Origin of the sequence: Alkalibacterium putridalgicola (genome assembly GCF_900109825.1) — a bacterium.
Taxonomy (GTDB): Bacteria; Bacillota; Bacilli; order Lactobacillales; family Carnobacteriaceae_A; genus Alkalibacterium; species Alkalibacterium putridalgicola.
In genome coordinates, this window is sequence record NZ_FOBL01000025.1 from 15,814 (window position 1) to 37,243 (window position 21,430).

General features: G+C 42.1%; 20 protein-coding genes. 5 read left to right on the forward strand and 15 right to left on the reverse strand.

What is annotated here, in order from left to right; all coding sequences use genetic code 11:
- Positions 1 to 65: 65 nt before the first annotated feature.
- From BMX84_RS08755 to BMX84_RS08770, 4 genes are read right to left on the reverse strand one after another with little or no spacing between them, the layout of a single operon-like run.
- A complete protein-coding gene (locus BMX84_RS08755) occupies positions 66 to 1,454 on the reverse strand; it encodes an APC family permease (protein WP_091488954.1) in 1,389 nt (462 codons plus the stop codon).
- Between the two features lie 30 nt (positions 1,455 to 1,484).
- The gene (aguA, locus tag BMX84_RS08760) at positions 1,485 to 2,600 is read right to left on the reverse strand and encodes an agmatine deiminase (protein WP_091488956.1); all 1,116 of its coding nucleotides are present in this window, start codon (positions 2,598 to 2,600) and stop codon (positions 1,485 to 1,487) included.
- A 24-nt stretch (positions 2,601 to 2,624) separates the two neighbouring features.
- On the reverse strand, positions 2,625 to 3,671 hold the full coding sequence (gene argF, locus BMX84_RS08765; protein WP_091488958.1) for an ornithine carbamoyltransferase: 1,047 nt from the start codon (positions 3,669 to 3,671) through the stop codon (positions 2,625 to 2,627).
- 22 nt (positions 3,672 to 3,693) lie between these two features.
- A complete protein-coding gene (locus BMX84_RS08770; protein ID WP_177165521.1) occupies positions 3,694 to 5,172 on the reverse strand; it encodes a sodium:solute symporter family transporter in 1,479 nt (492 codons plus the stop codon).
- Between the two features lie 269 nt (positions 5,173 to 5,441).
- On the opposite strand from BMX84_RS08770, the gene BMX84_RS08775 reads away from it, so the two are divergent.
- Positions 5,442 to 5,927 carry an Lrp/AsnC family transcriptional regulator gene (locus tag BMX84_RS08775; RefSeq protein ID WP_091488961.1) on the forward strand — a complete coding sequence of 162 codons (486 nt, stop codon included), beginning with the start codon at positions 5,442 to 5,444 and terminating at the stop codon, positions 5,925 to 5,927.
- A gap of 253 nt (positions 5,928 to 6,180) precedes the next feature.
- On the opposite strand, the gene BMX84_RS08780 is transcribed toward BMX84_RS08775, so the two are convergent.
- Both BMX84_RS08780 and BMX84_RS08785 read right to left on the reverse strand, forming a co-directional pair.
- Positions 6,181 to 6,984 (reverse strand): MBL fold metallo-hydrolase, encoded by an 804-nt coding sequence (locus BMX84_RS08780; protein ID WP_091488962.1) that lies wholly within the window; start codon positions 6,982 to 6,984, stop codon positions 6,181 to 6,183.
- A gap of 275 nt (positions 6,985 to 7,259) precedes the next feature.
- Positions 7,260 to 8,684 (reverse strand): sodium/glutamate symporter, encoded by a 1,425-nt coding sequence (locus BMX84_RS08785; RefSeq protein ID WP_091488964.1) that lies wholly within the window; start codon positions 8,682 to 8,684, stop codon positions 7,260 to 7,262.
- Positions 8,685 to 9,323: 639 nt separating this feature from the next.
- On the opposite strand from BMX84_RS08785, the gene BMX84_RS08790 reads away from it, so the two are divergent.
- Positions 9,324 to 9,944, forward strand: coding sequence for a TetR/AcrR family transcriptional regulator (locus BMX84_RS08790; protein ID WP_177165522.1), 621 nt, complete (start codon positions 9,324 to 9,326; stop codon positions 9,942 to 9,944).
- A gap of 33 nt (positions 9,945 to 9,977) precedes the next feature.
- On the opposite strand, the gene BMX84_RS08795 is transcribed toward BMX84_RS08790, so the two are convergent.
- The 3 genes from BMX84_RS08795 to BMX84_RS08805 form a co-directional block, all read right to left on the reverse strand.
- Positions 9,978 to 10,664, reverse strand: coding sequence for an ABC transporter ATP-binding protein (locus tag BMX84_RS08795; RefSeq protein ID WP_091488967.1), 687 nt, complete (start codon positions 10,662 to 10,664; stop codon positions 9,978 to 9,980).
- A complete protein-coding gene (locus BMX84_RS08800) occupies positions 10,664 to 11,788 on the reverse strand; it encodes an ABC transporter permease (protein WP_091488969.1) in 1,125 nt (374 codons plus the stop codon). The genes BMX84_RS08795 and BMX84_RS08800 overlap by 1 nt, the downstream gene beginning before the upstream one ends.
- Positions 11,789 to 12,245: 457 nt before the next feature.
- Positions 12,246 to 13,481, reverse strand: coding sequence for a LysM peptidoglycan-binding domain-containing protein (locus BMX84_RS08805; protein ID WP_091488971.1), 1,236 nt, complete (start codon positions 13,479 to 13,481; stop codon positions 12,246 to 12,248).
- A gap of 432 nt (positions 13,482 to 13,913) precedes the next feature.
- Between BMX84_RS08805 and BMX84_RS12525 the strand changes: the two genes are divergently transcribed.
- Positions 13,914 to 14,090: a hypothetical protein gene (locus BMX84_RS12525; RefSeq protein WP_177165523.1), complete on the forward strand. Its 177-nt coding sequence runs from the start codon at positions 13,914 to 13,916 to the stop codon at positions 14,088 to 14,090.
- 37 nt (positions 14,091 to 14,127) lie between these two features.
- Here BMX84_RS12525 and BMX84_RS12795 read toward each other — a convergent pair whose 3' ends face one another.
- A complete protein-coding gene (locus tag BMX84_RS12795; protein ID WP_281282303.1) occupies positions 14,128 to 14,262 on the reverse strand; it encodes a hypothetical protein in 135 nt (44 codons plus the stop codon).
- A 43-nt stretch (positions 14,263 to 14,305) separates the two neighbouring features.
- Between BMX84_RS12795 and BMX84_RS08810 the strand changes: the two genes are divergently transcribed.
- Positions 14,306 to 15,037 carry a hypothetical protein gene (locus BMX84_RS08810; RefSeq protein WP_091488972.1) on the forward strand — a complete coding sequence of 244 codons (732 nt, stop codon included), beginning with the start codon at positions 14,306 to 14,308 and terminating at the stop codon, positions 15,035 to 15,037.
- Positions 15,038 to 15,123: 86 nt separating this feature from the next.
- On the opposite strand, the gene pdxT is transcribed toward BMX84_RS08810, so the two are convergent.
- Positions 15,124 to 15,726: a pyridoxal 5'-phosphate synthase glutaminase subunit PdxT gene (gene pdxT / locus BMX84_RS08815; protein ID WP_091488974.1), complete on the reverse strand. Its 603-nt coding sequence runs from the start codon at positions 15,724 to 15,726 to the stop codon at positions 15,124 to 15,126.
- Positions 15,720 to 16,610, reverse strand: coding sequence for a pyridoxal 5'-phosphate synthase lyase subunit PdxS (gene pdxS, locus BMX84_RS08820; protein ID WP_091488976.1), 891 nt, complete (start codon positions 16,608 to 16,610; stop codon positions 15,720 to 15,722). The genes pdxT and pdxS overlap by 7 nt, the downstream gene beginning before the upstream one ends.
- A gap of 148 nt (positions 16,611 to 16,758) precedes the next feature.
- On the opposite strand from pdxS, the gene BMX84_RS08825 reads away from it, so the two are divergent.
- Positions 16,759 to 18,156 (forward strand): aminotransferase-like domain-containing protein, encoded by a 1,398-nt coding sequence (locus BMX84_RS08825; protein WP_091488977.1) that lies wholly within the window; start codon positions 16,759 to 16,761, stop codon positions 18,154 to 18,156.
- A 122-nt stretch (positions 18,157 to 18,278) separates the two neighbouring features.
- Here the strand turns inward: BMX84_RS08825 and BMX84_RS08830 are convergent, their stop codons facing one another.
- The 3 genes from BMX84_RS08830 to BMX84_RS08840 form a co-directional block, all read right to left on the reverse strand.
- Complete coding sequence (locus BMX84_RS08830) at positions 18,279 to 20,183, reverse strand: DUF4435 domain-containing protein (protein ID WP_091488979.1); 1,905 nt, start codon at positions 20,181 to 20,183, stop codon at positions 18,279 to 18,281.
- Positions 20,184 to 20,458: 275 nt separating this feature from the next.
- Positions 20,459 to 21,085, reverse strand: coding sequence for a YczE/YyaS/YitT family protein (locus BMX84_RS08835; protein ID WP_091488980.1), 627 nt, complete (start codon positions 21,083 to 21,085; stop codon positions 20,459 to 20,461).
- A gap of 180 nt (positions 21,086 to 21,265) precedes the next feature.
- Positions 21,266 to 21,430 (reverse strand): IS3 family transposase (locus BMX84_RS08840; RefSeq protein WP_143058704.1); only part of this gene is annotated, 165 nt, incomplete at its 5' end.

A 21,430-nucleotide genomic window follows, 5' to 3' on the forward strand; every position in this document is an offset into this window, starting at 1 on the left:
CAGGTGAAGTCTGGATAAGACTCCACCTGTTATTGATTAGTTACCTTCTTTAGTTTGTTAAAATTTTATACACTCTTCCGGTACAAGTATACCCCGTAAAGCGTGGTCAGGAGTGTGCCGATTATGAGGGTAAGGTGATACAGTGGATCCCAGCCATCACCCGTGAAGAAGAGTAAGACTATGCCGAGAGCGATGAACAGGAAACCGATGATACTGGAGAAATATAAGCCGACTTTTCCAAAAGGAATTTCATACGGTCTTGTGATGTCTTTATCCACTTTTCTCAGTTTAACGACTGTTGGAAACAGCCATAAATAAGGTAAGAAGAAAATCAGGAAACTGAAGGAAAGGATCGTCCAGAAGGCATCATTCGCATTCCCGCTTAATACAAAATTCAGGACAATGAGCAGGGTAGCAATAATGCCCATCAAGACATAAGAGTAATCAGGGGTATTGAATTTTTCATTGCGGTGCCCCAGAATCTTGGTGTGCTTAGTGAATTCAGCTTCATCTAACACTTCTACTCCTCCAAGTGTCCATGAAATCATATTGGATACTAAAGTAAACAATGCAACGATCATTGTGACGTTAAAGACGATGCCGGAAGCCGGTCCGAAGACAGTGGACAATTCTTTTAAAGCATAAAAGAATCCGTCAAGTGGATCTACCGACGCTGCGGGAATCGCAGCTAACACGCCAAAGGTCCCGATAATGTACATTGCAGCGATCAGTATCCCCGCAAAGACCGTCATTTTTGGAATGTTTTTCTCCGGTTTGTCTACTTTTGAAGCAATCGCACTTATCAGTTCAAATCCCAGCAAGTTATAGACGATCGCTGAACTGTATGCGATTGTATCAAAATTCAAGTTCAGAGCAAAACTGGACAGTGAAAAATCATTGGCCAGACCGTTCTGGAAAGCATACATCACGCCCATTATCCCGAAAACGATCAGAACACTGACTTTCAGAATAGCAGCGATATTCGTGACCGTGATACTTAAATCCACTCCGCGGATACCGATGAATACGATAAGCCAGCACATCGCTACCGCTAAAGCGGCTGCGGCGAAATTACTCATTGCCGGAACATAAGCCATCGAGAACCAGGCACTGAATGCTATGAATACCGCCGGCATCCAGAAAGCAACGTTGACCCAATAATACCAGGCCACTAAGCTGGCTTGGAAAGGACCGAACGCCCGGTTGACCCACGCATAAATGCCTCCGTCTTCAGGATACGTGGCTCCAAGTTCCGCATTGATGAGTCCGTAAGGAATGAAAAACAGAATAGCAGTGAGCAGCCAGACGGTGATCGAAGAAGCCCCCAATGCTGCCGGAGCAACGAATGTGTCCAGTACAACGATTCCCGTCACAGTAAAGGTGACCATCTTAAAGAGACTAACTTTTGCAACATCTTCCTCGGCGATAATATTTTCGCCTATTTTTTCTTCCATGTATCTCACCTCTCATTTTGATTTTATCTATCAGTCATTATTTTTCTCAGCTAACGGCTGCTGCTGAGTGATGCAATGGATATTCCCGCCGCCTAAAAGTATTTCCCGAGCATAGATCCCGCGTACTTCTCTATCAGGGAACACTTCACTCAAGACATCTTTAGCATTCTGGTCATATTTCTCGTCGTTGAACAACGGGAGGATAACAGCGTCGTTTGCAATATAAAAGTTAGCATATGACGCAGCCTGACGGTCTCCTTCCTGTCTGGGTAAGGTGCCATCAACCTTGTCGACCCCTTCGCTTTCTGCTTTAGTGATCAAAACCTCATTTGGGATGTGTAATTTATGGATATCCAGCTTTCGCCCTCTGGCATCTGTTTCGTTTGATAAATAATCAAATGCGCGTTTAGACCTTGCATACTGCGGATCTTCCTCTTCATCCGTCCAGGCAAGCACGATGACGCCCGGAGCGCAGTAGTGCATGATGTTATCCACATGACCATTGGTTTCATCAAGATATATCCCTTCAGGAATCCAAAGCACTTTCTCTGCTCCCAAATACTCTTTTAATTTAGTTTCGATTCCCATTTTGTCTAACTTGGGGTTCCTGCTTTCATGGAGCAGACATTCTTCTGTTACGATAACTGTCCCCTCTCCATCAGTATGGATGGATCCCCCTTCCAGAACGAAGTCTTCCAATGAATAGTAGCCGATATTTTCTATTTCACAGACTTTTCGTGCCACTTGATCGTCTTTGTCCCACGGAAAATACAAGCCATCCACTAACCCTCCCCAAGCATTGAAGCGCCAGTCCACACCCCTGACTTCTCCGGCATCATTTTTCACAAAAGTCGGCCCGCTGTCGCGCATCCAAGAGTCATTCACAGACATCTCCACGACCCGTACGTTTTCTTTCAGCATATCCCGCGCATTTTCAAATTGACCTGGGGAGACACACATCGTTACCTTCTCATATTCTGCAATTGTATTGGCGACTTCAGCAAAAACTCTTTGTGCCGGCTTCCCGCCCAACCGCCAGTTATCTGTCCGTTCCGGCCAGATCATCCAGCATCCTTCATGCCGTTCAAATTCCCCCGGCATCCAAAACCCGTCTTTTTTAGGCGTCCCTGACAAACTTTTTACCATTGGCTTTCCTCCTTTTTTCAGTCTTTATAGTTTCTCCATGAATGATCGGATATTACGCTGATGTTTATCTGCAAGCTCTTCAGACGGCTCTTTTATATAGCGATGAGTGAAGTAAACAAGGATCGCCATTTGAGCAGTCAGGCGGTTCTCTGCCTGATCGAAGGCCACGCTGTAATCCCCTTCCAGAGCTTCTCTCGTGATTTCTTCCTTGTCATTGGCCGGCAGGCAATGCAGCAGCATTGCTCCGGGTGCAGCACTTTGCATCAGTTCTTCTGTAATGACATAATCAGGCATGAACGCGGCAAGACGTTCCTCTTTTTCATCCATCTGAGTAGTCCAGTAGAAGCTGTCGCCGTATACGACTTCACATTCTGAAATTTTGCTGATATCTTCCGTGATCTCATAGTGCGCACCAGATTTCTTGCAGTTTTCATCGGCCATTCTCAGCCATTCCTCTTCCATATGATACTTTTTGGGTCCGATCTGTTTAAATCCGATGCCGTATTTCGTACAGGTCAGCAGCAAGGAACGGCAGACATCAGTGGCATCCCCCATAAAGGCAACGGTCAGATCGGTGAGCATTTTCCCTTCCGGTAAATGTTCCATCATGGTAAAGATATCCGCTAACATCTGAGTAGGATGGTACACCGTATCGAGTCCGTTGACCACTGGGACCGTGGCCGATTCCGTCAGTTTTTGAGTCGTTTCACCACTGTTGGTACGGGCTACTATAAGATCGCACATGCGGGACAGCACTCTAGCCGTATCTTCAACGGTTTCTTTTGACCCCAGATGGATATCCGATTTGGATAGAAAAATCGCATGTCCGCCCAGCAGTGTCGCTGCCGCTTCAAACGAGACGCGTGTACGTGTCGAGCCGGCTTCAAAAATCATCCCCACTGTTTTATTTTTAAACAGTTCCGGAATGGCATTGTCTCTTCTGGCATCTTTCAGCAATGTCATCAGTTCAAGCATGCTGTCGATTTCTGCTTTTGTGAAATCATTCATAGTGAGCATATGCTTCAATTCTTTTTTATTTAAATCTGTGGCACTGGATGATGGCTTTTTCATATCGATCGCTCCTTTAATATTTTTAAATGTATAATTCCTCTAATGGTCTTGACTGATCCCTCTTTCTGGTAAATACCGAAACAACCACGATTAGCAGGATATTGACAAGCGGTGGGACCAGTGTGAAAAACTCCCACGGTTCTGGAATAATCGTCCCTTGTATCACTCCTCCCAGTACATTAACCAGCAGTCCGCCGATCATCCCCGCCATGACGCCATACGATGTGGCCCACTTTGCTTTCAATGCTACAATGAAGGGGAAGAACAAGACGCCGAATTGCAGTGTGAAGGCAAAGACAGTCATGTCGTAAATGTTGGAACTTGACAATCCGATAAGTGCAGCTAAAGCACCAGTTAGAATAACACTGTAACGCGTGATTCTCAGTAAATAATTCTGGTCCATATTTTGCTGCTGTTTATTTTTCAGAAATATAGGGTAGATGATATCATTCGAAAAGATGACGGCAGTCGCAAACAGAGACGTACTGGCGCTTGATAAAACGGCACCGATCAGTGAGGCAACAAAAATGCCAAGCAATACCGGATTCAATAACTCTCTAGCTAAAAACGGAATCAGTAGTTCACTGTCCTGCGCGATCAAACTGCCGTCGATCATCCCGCTGCTGATCAGCGTATGCCCGATCAAAGCCAGAAACACGGGGATAAGACCGAATGTCCAGTACAGACTACCTGAAATGATCATCCCTCTCTGGGCTGTTCCGGCATCTTTTGCCATCAGGGCACGCTGTGCTATATCCGGACTTGGAATATTGCCGAGAGCCATACCGGCCCACATAGATACGTAAGTGACCCAAGGCATCAGACCTTTTTCGGAAGGAACGAACTGCCAGAAGTCCTCTGGTGTATGTGCAGCAATGTTCTCTATACCACCCGCCGCGTTATAACCGATCACAAGCAGCAATATCAGTCCAATAAAAATGAGGATCATCTGAATGAAATCTGTCCAAATGACAGCTAACAGACCGCCCATATAGGTGAAGGAAACCACTGCCACCATTGCAATGACATAACTCAGATAAAAATTCAAATCGAATAAGACCGAAAGGATTTTACCGACAGCCAGCAACTGGACCGCTGTCCAGATGACAAACGTGGGGATCATTACAGCAGAAGCGATATATCCGGTAGCGCTTCCAAAACGATGTGTATAAATCTCACCGATGGAATTTATTTTCAAACGTCTTAGTGTTTTCACGAAAAACAGGCCGATGATGATCAGGGACAAACCGGCAGCAAACGGATCTTCTATAACGCCGTAAAGGCCATCCTGGAAAGCAGCGCCTGTACCTCCGATAACCGTTCCTCCACCCCAGAACGTGGCAAACACAGTCCCCACGACCAGGAATAAAGGCGCCCCTCTACTGGCAACCAGATAGTCCTCTGTACTCTTTACCCGTCTGCTGGCAATCTTACCTACGGCAATCAGACTGCCGACAAAGAGAATGATGATTGCTAGTGGGACAACATTGTTGACAGACACAATTTAACTCCCTCCTTTCAAGCTTGTTCGTAATTTCACATCTTATTAACTAGATTTTATTCTTAACGAGTCAGAAAGTCAACTGATATGATGTAATTTTTACATTTTTTATGTCTTTTTTTATATACAAAAATGTCAAATTCGGACATTTTGTTTGTATTTTTATGTATTATTGTTTGTTTTAGCACGAAGATTCGTGCTATTATTGGAGTGAGCTTACTTCATGCAAAGGAGGATAGTTCTCAGTTCATCTGCCTGAGAACACAATTATGACAAAAAAAGAGAAAAACTATGATCAGATCGACTATAAGATCATACAGGAACTTTCTAAAGATGCTAGAAAATCTGTCGCAAAAATTGCTAGAAAAATAGATGTCAATGAGCGTACAGTGCGCAGAAGGATCGAAAAACTGATCGAGGACGACACCCTTCGGATCACCACCATTGTGGATCCCAGCAGTTTCGGATACAACGCCATTGCGGATATCAATCTAAAAGTTGACGAAGCCGTCTATAACGATTTCGTGGAGGAATGCAAGGCCGACCCCAATGTCTGCTATATAGCCACAGGCTGGGGCAAGGCGAATCTATCTATTGAAACGCGTTTTTTAGATAATGAAAACATGTATAATTTTATCAACAAAACACTACCGGAAACTGAAGGAGTCGAAGTGATCAACTACTTCATCATTCCCAAGATCATCTACAACATTGACGAATGGCTGCCTGTGAAGGAAGATTTCAAAGAGGAGTAAGGATAGTACTTTGCTGTAGAGCTTTTAAACAGATAGCTATCATTATCAGTAAGGTACACGCTTCTGTTTCGATATCAATATCCATGCATTTGTCTGGTTTAATCAATCTCATCTTTACTATTGATAGTCTATAAAAAGGGACTTGAAGTTTAATACCTTCAAATCCCTTTTTATGCAGCCTGGATGACGGCCAAGACCATAATCCGCCATTTCTTTTTGTCTATCTGCAGATATCCGTCGTGTAAGAGAGAATTTACCCGTTAGTTTCTTTTTTGGTATGCTCGAAATTTTTTGTATGTCTCGCTCTCATGCCTTCATAAAAGCGAAAGGTATCTTTCAGCTCCTCTTCCAGTGTGCGGTCTTCTTCTTTTAACCTCTTCAAATATTCCACTGAAAAATCGATCCGGTCATGTATTTCTTTTTTCTTATCTGTGACGTTGCCGTGCCCAGGCACATGGACTTTGATATCGTGATGGCCTGTCAGCCAACGTGCTTTATCCACTGTTTTCACGTAGTCCTGATAGCTGCTCGTGATGAATGGAAACTCCACGTCTGACATGTAGTCTCCCGACAGAAATATTCCCCATGGTTCAACGACTGTAAACAAGCCATCATCCGTATGGCCTGGCGCTTTGTAAAAGGTCAACGTGATATCACCAAGTATCAGCTTATCCCCGTCCTTTCTTATTACTCTATCAACAGTCGGATATTCCGGGGCGTATTCACGTTCGATGTAATACTCCTGATCAAAATCGCGGATTTCTTTTAGAATCTCCGCTTTCCTTGTATTCATCTGAAATTCTTCCGAGGCAATAACCGTAGCTTCCGGAAATGCTCCGGCACCGATGATATGGTCAAAATCGCTGTGGGTATAGATAATGTAAAGCTGACGATTTCCTCTATGCTTTTTTATGTACTGCTTGATTTCCTCGATTTCATGCGGCAGCCAAGTCGGATCGGTCATAATCACTGCTTCGTCTGATCGTATAACAGCGGACGTCGTTTTATATAGTGAACTTTGAAAGACAGTTACATTGTTTTTTTGAAAGTGCAGCATTAGTGTACTCCTTTTCTTGATCAATTGTCATATGCCGGATGAAAATTATTGCAACATAAAGAAAGCTAATTTAAACAGCAAGGCATCCAGTTTCTTTATAAAGTAAAGCCGGTCGCATTAACAAAGACTGGATATAAACGTAAATTTTTGCTGTAGCCACGCTAAAGTAGTTCAAGTGTATCATGTTTCGCTGTCATATTTATATTCTTATTTTTTAAAATTCAGTCTAGGGTCGCTTGCAAATAAAAACCTCCCCACAATGGAGAGGCTTTTATTTATGGTTTGTTTGGCAGTCTTTTCGGTTTGAATTTTATCAATCCGAAAATCAGGAAGAACAGAGTTACCACTGAAGTGATGATCAGGAAGGTCACCGGACCAAATTGATAAATCAATGGGAGCGATGCTGAAGTCACCAGTCCCCCACCAACGAACGGTTCAAACATGATCTGCTTGTATCCGAACCCTTCCAAGGCGGGTGTTCTGTTATCAGGGTCAGCGATCTTCATTAAGAGTAAACCCGTTGCTGCCATACCAGTCGACTGCCCGAAATCTCCGAGTCCTCGTTCAAACCAGTGATCGGGGATCATACGCGGTCCCAAGTACAGGAATGCAAACAGATTCCAGGCGATCCCTGCTCCTGATATCAGCAGGAATGGGACGATATTGTCGCCGATGACGTCTAAGGACAAGGTAGCCAGTGCAGAGACAAGTAGAACGTCCAAGGCAAAACCTGACATCATACTGACTATATTTGGGTCGATATAATTACGCAAGTTCAGCTTGGCAAAAATCATCTGGACGATGATCCCTCCGATCATTGCCAGCGGGAACAGCGGCATATAGGTGAAGAGATAGACATCCGTCCATGCTCCCCACGTGTAGGCTTCGAGCAGGATCAGCGCCTGTTGGAAGATGTACCCAAACAGAATCGCCACAGCAATCAATGATAAGTGAAAGGCTAAGGGTTCGATGGCCTTGGCATGTTTGACATCTTGTTCAATATCGTAACCATAAGATTCAGCGATCTGTTCTTTTTCTTCATCAGAGAAGGTCGGTTTTTCGTCCAGCGGTTTGGCATACCCTTTGCGGAACCCGATATTAATAATGGCGATCCCGGAGACGACTCCTCCAAAAATCCCGACGGTAGCTAAACCTAAGGCCAAATCAGCACCTTCCGGATAGCCGAGCAAGGCAAACGTATCCGATAAACCTGCTGCCGTTCCGTGTCCACCGACAAAGGCGATTTCGATCAGGGCACCTGCAAGCGGGTCTGTTCCGAAGACCGGAGTTAATACAAACAAGACCAGCAGTAACCCCACCACGTATTGACCCCAGGCCACTGTATGGGCCATTACGATTTGGGGGCCGGCATTATTCCATATTTTCTTTATCCCCGGTACAGGCTTCGCTAATAATAAGGCTGCAAAGATAATGTTAATGAACAAGCCGGACAAGGGACGCCATACGTCTAATATAAATCCTGGAATCAGTCCGTTATAAAAGATCGAAGCTTCGTTTAAAAACTGAGAAGTCAAGCGCCCCAATACATCTGGGCCCAGGAATAAGGCTAGGAACCCTCCAATGATCGAACTGGGTAGAAATAAATTCTGTAACCACTTCGTCCGTGTACGTATTAACTTACCGGCAAGAAGAAACGCGCCGATGATCAAAAAACTAAACCCTATTCTATTGGGTGTCATGAAAAAGCTCCTTTCAAAAAACTACATGAGAATAATAAAGTTATTTTATTATTATACCCTTTTTTATTTATCATTGTAAATTTAAATCGGGGTCTTTTTGAGTCCTGAACCGCTTAATATTCATGCTGGAGAAGTCAACCTGAAAAAAAAGGACTGGGTGGAAAACATAATAAAGAAAAAAATACCGTCAATTCGAGGAAATTCACTCCTGGATGTGACAGTATGTCTATTGATTAATTTCACGTTACTGTTTAAACAGACTTCTGATTTCAGACCCTACTTTGATTTTTTCTGCAATACTGCTTGTCTGGGCAAGCATAGGTAATGACCGCTCAGTTATAATAGCGTCTCACTTGACATAAGAGTATTTGGTAATGCCCACTGCAGAAAAGACTAAGATTCTGCTATACTTTTTAAAATCGATTACTTTCTTTTCTCGAGTATCGGGAATACAGCTCTGTAAATTAATGAAGAGAATAGGATATGCTGCTCCAGACTAGTTCTTTCTTTCTCATATCTGCAGCATAAAGGTTTTATACTTTTATATTTCTTATATTTTGGTTTTTTGAACTGAAAAACGGCTGTGCAATTTTTTTTCAAATGGTACAATAGAAGAAACCATACGAAAGGATGCTCCGTATGACTCGTAAAAAGAAAATCACCCTGGAAGACCTGTACAGTCAAACCCATCATCTACTTATGGAAAAGGGGTATGACCAATTCTCTTTTGGCTTACTGGCCGATAACCTAGCCGTTTCTCGTACAGCTATTTATAAATACTATTCCAATAAAGATGATTTGATCAATGACTATCTCACTTTAGAAATGAACAAATTCCTGACTGAATTCGAAGAGATGAAATGGTCTGAAGATGTAGAAGAACACTTCAATCAAATGTTTCAACTGATCTTTAATTACAGTGATGTTCACCACTTGTCCATAATGTTCCTTCAAAAGCTTCAACTCCAGGGTAAACTGTTAAAAGATAAAGACAACGTTTCAAAGTACCTTCACAAAATCATGCTCGACCATATTCAAGCCTTTATTATGACCGGACAGGAAAAAGGTTATTTCAGGACCTCGGTACCTGCTTCTTTATTGATTTCTATGATTTTTCATAGTGTGATGATCGAAGACCGTTCCGGTTTATCGGCATCGGAACGCGCTCGACATATCCGGGAGATTCTTGCACACGGTATGTTTCAGAGAGACAAAAATATTCAAAACAGCAATCATAAAGAAAAGCCATTCAAAGGTTAATGTTTGAATGGCTTTTCTTTTCAGTTTTCATGCTCAAGCTAGATGATTTTCTTCTGTCAGCTTCCCATCCACTATCCGGTAGACACGGTCACAATAGTCCAACATTCTTTCGTCATGAGTAACCATTATCGCTGCTTTTCCTCGCATTTTCACTTGTTCTGCCATTTGCTGAACCACTTCATGTCCACGTTTTGTATCCAGACTTGAGGTTGGTTCGTCTGCCAGTATAATATCCGGATCATTCATAAATGCCCGCGCTATTGCCACACGCTGTCGTTCCCCTCCGGAACATTCATTTGGAAATTTATTCTCTTTGTTTGCCAGCCCTAAATCTTTTAGTAACTCTAAGGCAAAGATCCTATCGGCTTTAGAAACTGACCCCTGCATTTTTTTTACAATCAGCAATTGATCCAGAACAGTAAGATAAGGGATCAAATTCGCTGTCTGAAGAATAAATCCAATTTGATTCAAACGCACAGAAGATAATTTTTTTTCATCAAAGTGAGTGATGTCGTTACTATTGATCAATATTTGACCTTCAGTCGGTTTCAATAACGCACCGGCAATACTCAGAAAGGTACTTTTTCCTGATCCAGAAGGGCCGACTATAGCCACAAATTCACCCGCTTCAATGTTTACAGAAACATCTTCTAATGCTGTAATTTCAAACTGATTTTCTTTATAACGTTTTGTAACATTTTTCAATTGAATACCTGTCATTATTCTGCCCTCCCTAAAGCTGTCAATGGATCTATTTTTGAAATTCTGGCTACTGAAAAGAGCGAACTCAAAATACTGATGCCCAGTAGAACGAGACTATATATACTGACCATTTCTGCCTCCAGCTGGAATGGCATCGTTTCAGGTAAAATCAGTACAGTCAGAGAGGTCAGACCAATACCGAGAAGAATACTGATCAGAGCCAGAAAAAAGACTTGAGAAATCACAGAACGTACGATGAATCCATTGCTTCCGCCTATGGCTTTCAACACGCCAAACTGATGGGTTTTCTGATTGGTCAGCACATAGAAAAACACGCCGAGAATAAAAGCTGAAATGATCATTAGGAACCAAAGCATCATTGTTATCGTCGCATTTTCAGCTACATAACCTGGTATCGCATTGATCGTTTCTTCTTTTGTTCCATATTCTATCCCGGATCCCGGTTCAGTTAGTGCTTGCATATCTATATCCTCACCCCGAACAGCTATTCCACTTACGACATTTTCTATGCCATTTGCAGATTCAGCATTAGGAAACCGTATATCTCGGAACTTATCCATCGATACATACAGTGATGATTGATGATATAAGGTCTGATCCTTAGTAAAGCCGACAATCGTCACTTCTTTATCTGTACCACTGAACGTAATCGAATCGCCGATGGCATACCCTTCGTTTTCTAGAGAAATATCTGCAATTACCTGATTCTCTTCACTCCCGTTCCATCTATTCCCTTCTACTAAATCAGGCTCCATAAAGGAATCTGGAGCAATGCCGATCAATACGATATCTGTAATCTTTTCGTTTGAGTTAGCTGTACCAGCTTTTCGAATAGACGTATTAAACGTACTGAGCGCTGCCGTATCCGACACGCCTTCCTGAGCTGAAACTTCTTCCGATAGTGAGCCAGAAATTTTGGATTTTGACAAACTGTATTCTGAGCCCTCTTCAAATACGATCCCTGTAAAATCCGCCTGACTAAGTACACCTGTTGACAAAGTTGACAGACCTGTGCCCAGACCGGACAGAATAAAGACCAGCCAGGAGATCAAGACAATGATCAACCCTATCATAATGAATCGCCCCTTTGAATAAAGGAGTTCTTTTAATGCTAATGTCATTAATATCCCTCTTTCTTATAAAAAATAACTTACACATGTAAGTGTACACTAAAGTTACACTTGTGTCACTTTATTTTTTGCTTTTTTGTAATTTCGAAAGAGTACCCTATTCACATCGCTTTTTTTATTTAACAGGACAATCAATGATCCATCGCGTTTTAAAGTCTCTGACATCTCTTACTGGGATATCCATTAATTTTGACATAGTTTCTATGATTACTCACAGAAACTAAGATAGCATGATCTCTCACTTACTAAAGCCAACTTTTCAGTATTGATTTTGGATTGGCACTGACATCCCTGACTTCTCTTCTGGAAAAACCTCAGAATCATGGTAGGACTTTGCCGGACACACGACTAAAAGAGGTGGTCCATTCATTAACGAATGGGCCACCTCTTCTACTTTATATCTTAACCTATCAATGTTTAAACTGACGATCCAGTTCTTATCCGACTATCAATACCCATAATCTGGATAAACCGCATCAAGGTATTCATCCAATGTCAGTCCGCTGTCATGAATGTCCTGAGCGTCTTGACGTCCAACGAATCGGTACTGCCATGGTTCAAACTGATAGCCGGTGATGTGTTCTTTATCTTCCGGATATCGAAGGATGAATCCATACTCATGGGCATTCTCCGCCAACCAGATGCCGGCAGGTCTATCTGCGAAAGCTTCAGACGTATAATAAGCCGGATCAGATCCGCCGATATCAAAGGCCAGTCCGGTCTGATGCTCACTGTGTCCAGGTCTGGCAGAATATTTGTCTGCGGCTGTCTGACCGTCTTCGGCTACATAATTATTGTACAGACTTTCCTGATAGTCAAAGCTTCGATAGGTCGAGAAGGCCGTTAAAGTTATGCCTTCAGCCGCAGCATCATCTTTCATCAGCTCGAATTCAGCTCTGGCATAGGAATTTTCACCTGGCGCATAGTCTTCCGGCAGTGGGATCCCTTTATTGACGATCAGGATGTCATCGATATAGGTCGGTGCCGAAACTTGACTCGGTGAGGTCGGGAATTGGGCTGTATCAGAATCACCGGAATCAGAGTCCCCACTGCTTGTCCCAGGAATCTCCAAGACTTGTCCGACATAGATCAGGTTCGGGTTTGAAATGTTATTTTCTGCAACCAGCGCATCAACTGAAGTGCCGTAGTCGCGTGCAATCACAGATAAGGTGTCACCTGACTGGACGGTATAGGTCGTGCCCGATGGTGTCTGGTCCGAACCAGAATCACCGTCACTTCCGCCATTGTCGCTGCCGCTGTTCGTTCCCGGTATTTCCAGTACCTGTCCGACATAGATCAGATCAGGATTCGAAATATTGTTGGCAGAAACAAGAGCATCCACTGTTGTGCCATAGTCACGTGCAATTACGGATAACGTGTCCCCTGACTGGACGGTATAGCTGCTGGAAGAAGTGTCTTCACTGCCGTCACTGTCACTTTCGCCATTCGTCCCCGGTATCGTTAAAGTCTGTCCTATGACAATATAATTGGGATTTGAAATGTTGTTAGCGGAAGCTAAGCTGTCAACGGTTGTCCCGTAGTCCCGAGCGATCTCAGACAAGGTATCACCTGACTGAACGGTATAGGTTTCAGCTGCAGCAACAGGTGTTGCGACAGACAGCATTCCGGCGATCGCTGCGGAAGTTACCACTGTATAAAGCTTACTTTTTGTATTCATCTTCATTGTTCGCCTCGCTTTCTAAAAGTCTGGGTCAATGGTTACTGGTCAAAAAGATCGATTACTGGTATTCTCACCTCTTTTTTCCAAAGCTACTTCTTATCAACCAAAATCGATTGATACATTCCTAGCTTTTTCACCCCCTATTCGTTAATTTCATATTAACAAAACCCCTTTTAATGTCACAAGTGATATGGGCGGAAAGCGCCATAAAAGAAGGCTTACTTTTTACAATCCCTTTTAAATGTGAGAAGATTAAACTATAAGTTTCCTAACTTAGTTACTTTCAACAGACACCAACGACAGTCCATTCGCTTACATCCCTACTAACTGCACGCTTACAAGTCACCTGCTACCGATATCCTCTTGATCCTTTACTATGGAAAACCAGCACTTTTTCAATCATTTTTTTTACATAACAAAAAAGGAGGGATACCCGTGAAAAAAACAGTTCTAGGTCTATTTATGGTAAGTACCTTGCTGCTTGCCGCTTGCGATACTGAACGGGAAACGCCTGTTCCAGATACCTACGGAGAGGCTGATGGTGAAACAAACGTCGTGATAGAGATAGAGGCAGATAAAAATGGATTAACGGAGGAAGACTGGCGTAACTGAAAATCAAGCTGAAGACACCATGAAAACAGGCAGCGATTCAGACTGAGAGGAACCGAATCAGGAAAATGACGGACCAATCATGAGCGATCCCCTTCTCCTGTGCCTGACCATTATACGTTGCCTCAATACTGAACATGATCACGTCATTCTGAACATACGGCAATACATCCATTCCATTTTCACCTATTTTTTTTAAATCAGAGGAGGTATATATCATGCGCAAACGATGGGGACTAATGATTGCAGGCACTCTGTTGCTGGGTGCATGTGGCGGTGCGGACGATGAGACCACCGATCCGGCGACAGAAGAAGTAACCGATATGGACGAAGAGGTCGAAACGGAGACTGAAGATATGGCAGAAGAAATGGAAACAGACACGGATACTGAAGAATCTGAAGGTGATTCAGAAACGACAGATGATGGAATGGACTCAGACAATGCTGAAGACGATATGGAAACCGAGACAGATGCTGCTGAGGAAGACACGGAAATGAGCAGCGAGCCGACCGAAGACGAAGCGAATACAGATGAGGCTGTGGATTTGAGCGCCATCATGGATCAGGATTTTGAAGAAATAAACTGGGATGATGTTCATTTGACTCGAAGTGAATTTGACGCCAGTCTTACTGAACTGCAGCGCAGCTTTAACGAAGATTATGAAGAAGAGGAGGACATGGATGTCAGGATCAATAATGTCGACTTCTCAGGTGACACGATCGAGATCACTCTGACCAATGATGATTCAGAGTATGCTGATATGACCAATAATTTTCTTGCTGCTTTCCTGGACAGCTTTTACAGACAGCTCTACCTTCAATCGGACTACTCGGACGGCAACACTCACCCACGTATCATTATTCAAACCAGTGACGGAGAAGTCATCACTGACCAGACAGATTTCATGGAATATGATATCCAGGAAGAGATGATGGACTCTGCGGAATAAGCATCTCGGTCCATTTTATACAAAAAGTCTTAGAAACGTTGAGATTTACGTTTCTAAGACTTTTTACTATCTTATCTGATTTTATATTATGCGTTAAATTCCGATCCATCTACAAACTTATCCAGGAAATAATTCAAGACTGCATAGTCTTCAGTCAGTTCGGGATGATGCGCTGTGACCAGGACGTTCTCGTGTTCGGCGGCGACGATCTTGTCATCGACAGAAGCCAGCACTTTGACGCCAGGACCGACAGACTGGATGTAAGGGGCGCGGATAAAGACGGCTTCCACTTCCTGATCGATGCCTTCAAATTTGAGCGGCATTTCAAAGCTGGCGACTTGTCTGCCGAAGCCGTTCCGTTCGACGTCCATATCGATAAAGCCAAGCCGCAGATCGTTCGTTTTGTGACTGTGATCCGTACTGCAGAGGATCAGGCCTGCACAGGTCCCGAAAATCCCCTTGCCTTCGTTATGAAAAGCACGCAGACGGTCTTCCAGTCCCTGTTCTCGGATCAGTCGGCCGATCGCTGTGGATTCGCCGCCGGGGATGATCAGACCATCCAGTCCATCAAAATCTTCTGGACGTTTGACGGAGACAGCTTTGACCCCCAGTGTTTTAAGTGCCAGAAGGTGTTCTCTGACTGCGCCCTGGACATCAAGGACACCGACTGTTTTTTCTATTCTTACCATCCGCGCTCCTGCATCCTTTCTTTTTCACCTATATGGCTGATTTCAATCCCTTTCATCGGCTCGCCCAGATCTTTGGACAGTTCAGCTAGTAATTCATAGTCTTCATAGTTTGTTGTAGCACGGACGATGGCACGGGCAAATTTTTCCGGAGAATCTGATTTGAAGATACCTGAACCGACGAACACACCGTCTGCACCCAGGCTCATCATGAGGGCCGCATCGGCTGGTGTCGCTACGCCGCCTGCCGCAAAGTTGACGACCGGCAATTTGCCTAGCTCTTTCACTTCTTTCACTAATTCATAAGGTGCACCTAGATCTCTGGCAAACGTCATCAGTTCATCATTAGACATTGAGGACAACTTAGCGATCTGGCCATTCACTTTACGGATATGACGCACGGCTTCGACGATATTCCCGGTCCCCGGCTCACCTTTGGTACGGAGCATCGATGCCCCTTCGCCTATTCTTCGCAAGGCTTCACCTAGATCACGGCAGCCGCAGACAAACGGCACAACGTATTCTGATTTCAGCAAATGAAACTCTTCATCCGCGGGGGTAAGGACTTCACTTTCATCGATATAGTCTACTCCCATGGATTCCAGTATGCGTGCTTCAGAAATATGGCCGATACGGGCTTTAGCCATGACCGGGATACTAACGGCATTCATGACTTCTTCGATGATTTTAGGGTTGGCCATACGTGCGACGCCCCCGGCTTGACGGATATCTGACGGGACGCGCTCCAAAGCCATGACCGCAACGGCGCCTGCCGCTTCTGCGATTTTTGCCTGCTCGGCATTGACCACGTCCATGATGACGCCGCCTTTTTGCATTTCTGCCATGCCGCGCTTGACTCTATCGCTTCCTACTTTTCTATTACTCATATTTTAATTCCTCCTGAATGTGTGTTTTACTCTTACTGGTTATAAGTATACAAAAGATAGCTTCTATACCCTACAACCAATTGGACTATATCCCACCCATCCAATTTTGTGGTACACTGATGAAAAGATTTAAAGGAGAGATTATTCCATGGATAAGTGGCGTATCAGCCAAGACGGTACACTGCCTTTGTATCAGGAGATCATGCTTTTGACAGAAGAAAAAATCAAGTCCGGTGAACTGGGGCCCGGTACCCGCCTGCCTTCTGAACGGAAACTGGCTGAAGCACTGGATGTGAACCGGTCGACCGTCATCCGGGCCATGGAGGAACTGACGGCTCAAGGCGTGCTCATTAGAAAAAAAGGCAGCGGGACCTATGTGAATCCGGATAAATGGGGCCTGCAGACAAAGCCGCTGATCAACTGGGGAACTTCGTTGACTAATGGCAGTATAAAAAGGAAGAGTGCGTACGAGAAGGCAGCTGATGAACGTCGTGAACAGAGACCGGATAAGATTCTAGACCTGTCTCGAGGTGTCCTGCCTTCTGACTTGCTGCCGGAACTGAAGGCGCCTCAGTTGTCCTGGAAAGAACTGGTCCAGCAGGAAAAAGAACAGACCCCGCGGAACACCGGCATTCATTCTTTAAGGGAAAGTGTGCAGTCCTATTTAGAAAAAACGTATCAGATGACCGTGCCGCTGGAAGAGATCATGATCACTTCAGGGACACAGAATGCTCTGTTCCTTATTTCTCAAGGCTTATTGAAGCCGGGGGAAGCTGTTGGAATCGAAGCGCCGTCCTACTTTTATTCGCTGAGACTGTTTCAGGCAGCCGGGCTCCGCATCATTCCTATTCGAGTGGATGCAGAAGGCATGACTGTACAAGGATTAAAGGAAGCTTCCGTCAATCATCCAATAAAAATGATTATTCTGAATCCGATTTTTCAAAATCCGACCGGATTGGTTATGAGTCCTAAGAGGAAAACAGAGATTCTCGATTACTGCCTTCTGAAACGCATCCCCATCGTTGAAGATGATGCCTATGGCGGTCTAACCTTTGATGCGTCCGTCGACAACAGTCCATTGAAAAAGATGGATCGGCAGCAACAGGTCATTTATCTGGGCACCTTGTCTAAACTTGCCGGTCATCATCTGCGTATCGGCTGGATGATCGGTCCCCAAACTATACTGAAAGAACTGGCGGATATCCGCCTGCAGACCGACTCAGAACTCAGCTTCCTCCCCCAGTTCATGGCTGACCACTTCTTGCGCACCGAGATGGACGAGCATCAGGATAAAATAACGACCGAATTACAAAAAAGAGCCCGCAGCATGGAGACATGGCTGCGAGCCGAATATGGAGATACTATAGAGTTTCAACCGGCAAAAGGTGGTTTTCATCTGTACTGCCGGTTCCCGGGGAAAACGAAAGAAGAAGTGGATGCGATTCTATTTAAATTGCTGGAAGAGAATATTATCGTATCGGAAGGACAGAAGTTCGGCGACCAGATGAACGGGTTCCGATTGAGTTTTGTGAATTTTATGCAATAAATTTAAATCAGGAAAATTAACTAGCTTATTATTAAATTCAATATAAATAAAAGCACTTCATTAATGGAGTAATATTTGTATATCAATACAGTTATTATCCTACGTTAACAGATTACATTACTTTAAAAGAATTTAATGTCATTAAAATACTTTGTCTTTAATTCAATTGTTAATTTTTCATCTAGTTTTATTTGATTTACTGCTTTCCGTACATATTGACTATCTAAATATGAATTAGCTAATCCTTTAGATATCTCTTTTTTTTGTGGTGAAATTTTCAAAAGACCTTCGTAATCATTTTGATTAATAACGCGGTCAATATCTGACAAAACTTTATCTTCAAAATCTTTAATGTTTAAATTGTCTAACCATCCTTTAATCTCGCTTATCATCGCATCTCCGGATTGCATATTATTAATACGATAATTAGACAATTGAGTATTAAGATATTTCTTTACTTTTTGCTCCTTAATTTCAATTTTTTTATTCTTAACAATTTCAAAAAACTTACTTGTAAATTGATTAATTTTGACAGTTATCTCTTCAGAGGAAAAATTATCTTTGAGTACTCTGTTTATAACTTCTTTAACAAAAAAGACCATTTCAATTTCGTTAAAAGGCAAAACATAAATGCTATTATTTTTTAAATTTTGAATTTCATTATCTGTCATTAAATCAGAATCAATAATTCCATAAGCTTTATTTGAATTTAGAATAGGGGAATTATTATAGGCTTTAGTATATTGAACTACTAAGGTATGTCCTCCTACCGGACAAATTACTGCATCATTTCTAAACAGACTTGTATAAACGTAATAATCTAAACTATTTTTTTCTCCTTCACAAAATAAGATAGGTTTTCGAGCTCCCAATATCTCAGAAAGAAGCTCTTTTGGAAATTGTTGAGATATACCTTCTTCAGATTCTATATTTTTAATTTCCCATTCACTTGGATATTTAAATGATTTACACCAAAGTAAATCAGCATTTGATCTTGTAATTATAAAGTCAATAACATGGGATATATATATAAACTTGCAATCTTCCCTGTAAGATTCTAAAGTATCCCATAAACGATTAAAATTAGAGACATTTAAAAAAGTCTCTGGCTCATCAACTACTATAAAACTATTTCTCTCCGCTAAAAAAACATGACATATATAATATAACATGGCTTTTTCACCATCACTTAACGAATTTAGTGAATAGTCCTTACCATCTTTTTTTGGAATTAATGTTCTATTGACAGTATCGAGTTCAAACTCTATATCAGGAATAAGTGTTTTCCACAAATTATTAAGTTTATATAATATTGTTTCGTTTTTATTTGACTGAGATATTTCACTCTGTTTCATTAAATTATGTTCATCAATTGTCTGTTCATTTGCTATTACTGTCACCAATTTGGAAAATAACTCGGTTAATTCCTCCATAAAACGTTTAACATCATAATCGTTGTTAGAGTTCTCGAACTTTCCGCGTTTAATAAGATTATCTTTTTGAATATTATTAATCATTAACCTAGTTGTTAAGTGGAGCCTGCTAATCACTTTATTGTAAAAAAGAAATTTCTGAGCTGGTATAACAACAATGTTATTTGACATCGAATCTTTCAAATAACTAGCAAAAGAAGATTTTCCGGCACCATTTCCACCTATTAATATTACATTATTATCTCGAATTAATAATAAATAATCTATACGATTCAATTCATTTAATAGAGATTTCAAAATGTCGTATATATTCGCATACTTCTCTAATTTATCAGCGTGATATCCAACAATAGAATTATTAATCTGCTGATAAAATTTATTAATTACTATATTAACTAATGTGCGTAGCTGATCTGAGTATGAATTAAAATCTCTGTTTACAGTATTAAGTCGTATTATTACTGTAGACAAAGTATCAGGTAATTTTTTAATCGGATCTTCATTCTCCAAGTCAATATCATTTATTTTTGAGATTTCAGTATTAATATTATTTAAGAGATTGATTAACTGATCATATCTCTGATTAAGTTCCATAATTTTACTCCTTTATGATTTTCTTTATAGTAACAAACAAAAACATCTATATATAATTATAGCAAAAGTTTTATGTTAAGTAATAAATATCAAAGAAAGTGATTATCATATTTTAATTTTTTTAAAAAATTAATCTAGACAATTTCCACATCTTAATCTATAAAGAAAAAGACTTATCGCAATAAGTCTTTTTACTGATTAATCCTGTTCGGTTCCTGCCTTAATAACAGGTGTCTTCAATCAATATACATTGTATTTTTTCCAAAGAAATCCGTCTAAGCTCTAACTTTCTCGACTATCCCACTCTTCTTCAATATCGGCTGTGCTTTATTGATAAAAAAGCCCATCAGAGGACCGAAGATCAGCATGCCGATCACCGTTCCTTCCCTTATCGATGGTGCTAATCCGTAAATCAAAGTCAAAACTACTGAGAGGACGACACTTAAGACATCGAACAGCTGTCTCAGGGTGCCGAATTTGAATGGAATGATCTCAGCCAGCGACATGCATAAGCTTTCTATGGGAAACGTTACTAAATCGATGGCCATGACGATACCTGTAGAAAAGGAAACTAAGACTAAGGCCACGACATACATGATCAATGACAGGATATAACTTTCAACAGCGAGCGTACCGAAGAAATCATAGTAGAAAAAGTTGACCATCGTCCCCAGCAAGATACTGAGTGGTATTTGCAGCATGTGTCTAAACCCAAAATCCTTCTTCAAGATGATCCATTGCCCTGCAACAAAACTCAGGTTCAAGATCATAGCGATCGTCCCTATCTTGATCCCGGTAACGAGTGATAATGATTGTGTCGCGGCGTCAAATGCACCGACCCCTACAGCTGCTTTAAGCATCAGCGCAATGCCTGAAGCTGCCAGAGTAATAAAGAGTGCCATCTGGTATTACGTCAATATCTTGGACACGATTTAAGAGAATTTCTTAATGAAACATGGACCCGTTTTGAGGCCTCAAGGTTTCGGTAAACGTTCTAACCGCTGACGCTTTTTAGAACATTTACCGAAACCATGAGGATAGCTAAAGTCTTTCTATTTAACCGTCCTATGGTTCCGTCTAACTTAAATGACTGCTTGATCTAAGTATGCTTGCTCAATGGCTAGGGGCGTTCGGTTCCCAAGTGCCGAGTGGATTCTCTTCCGATTGTAGAAGGCTTCAATGTATTGAAATAATTCTCTATAAGCCGTATCGAAATCAGGATAATTCTTTTGGTAAACTTCTTCCTT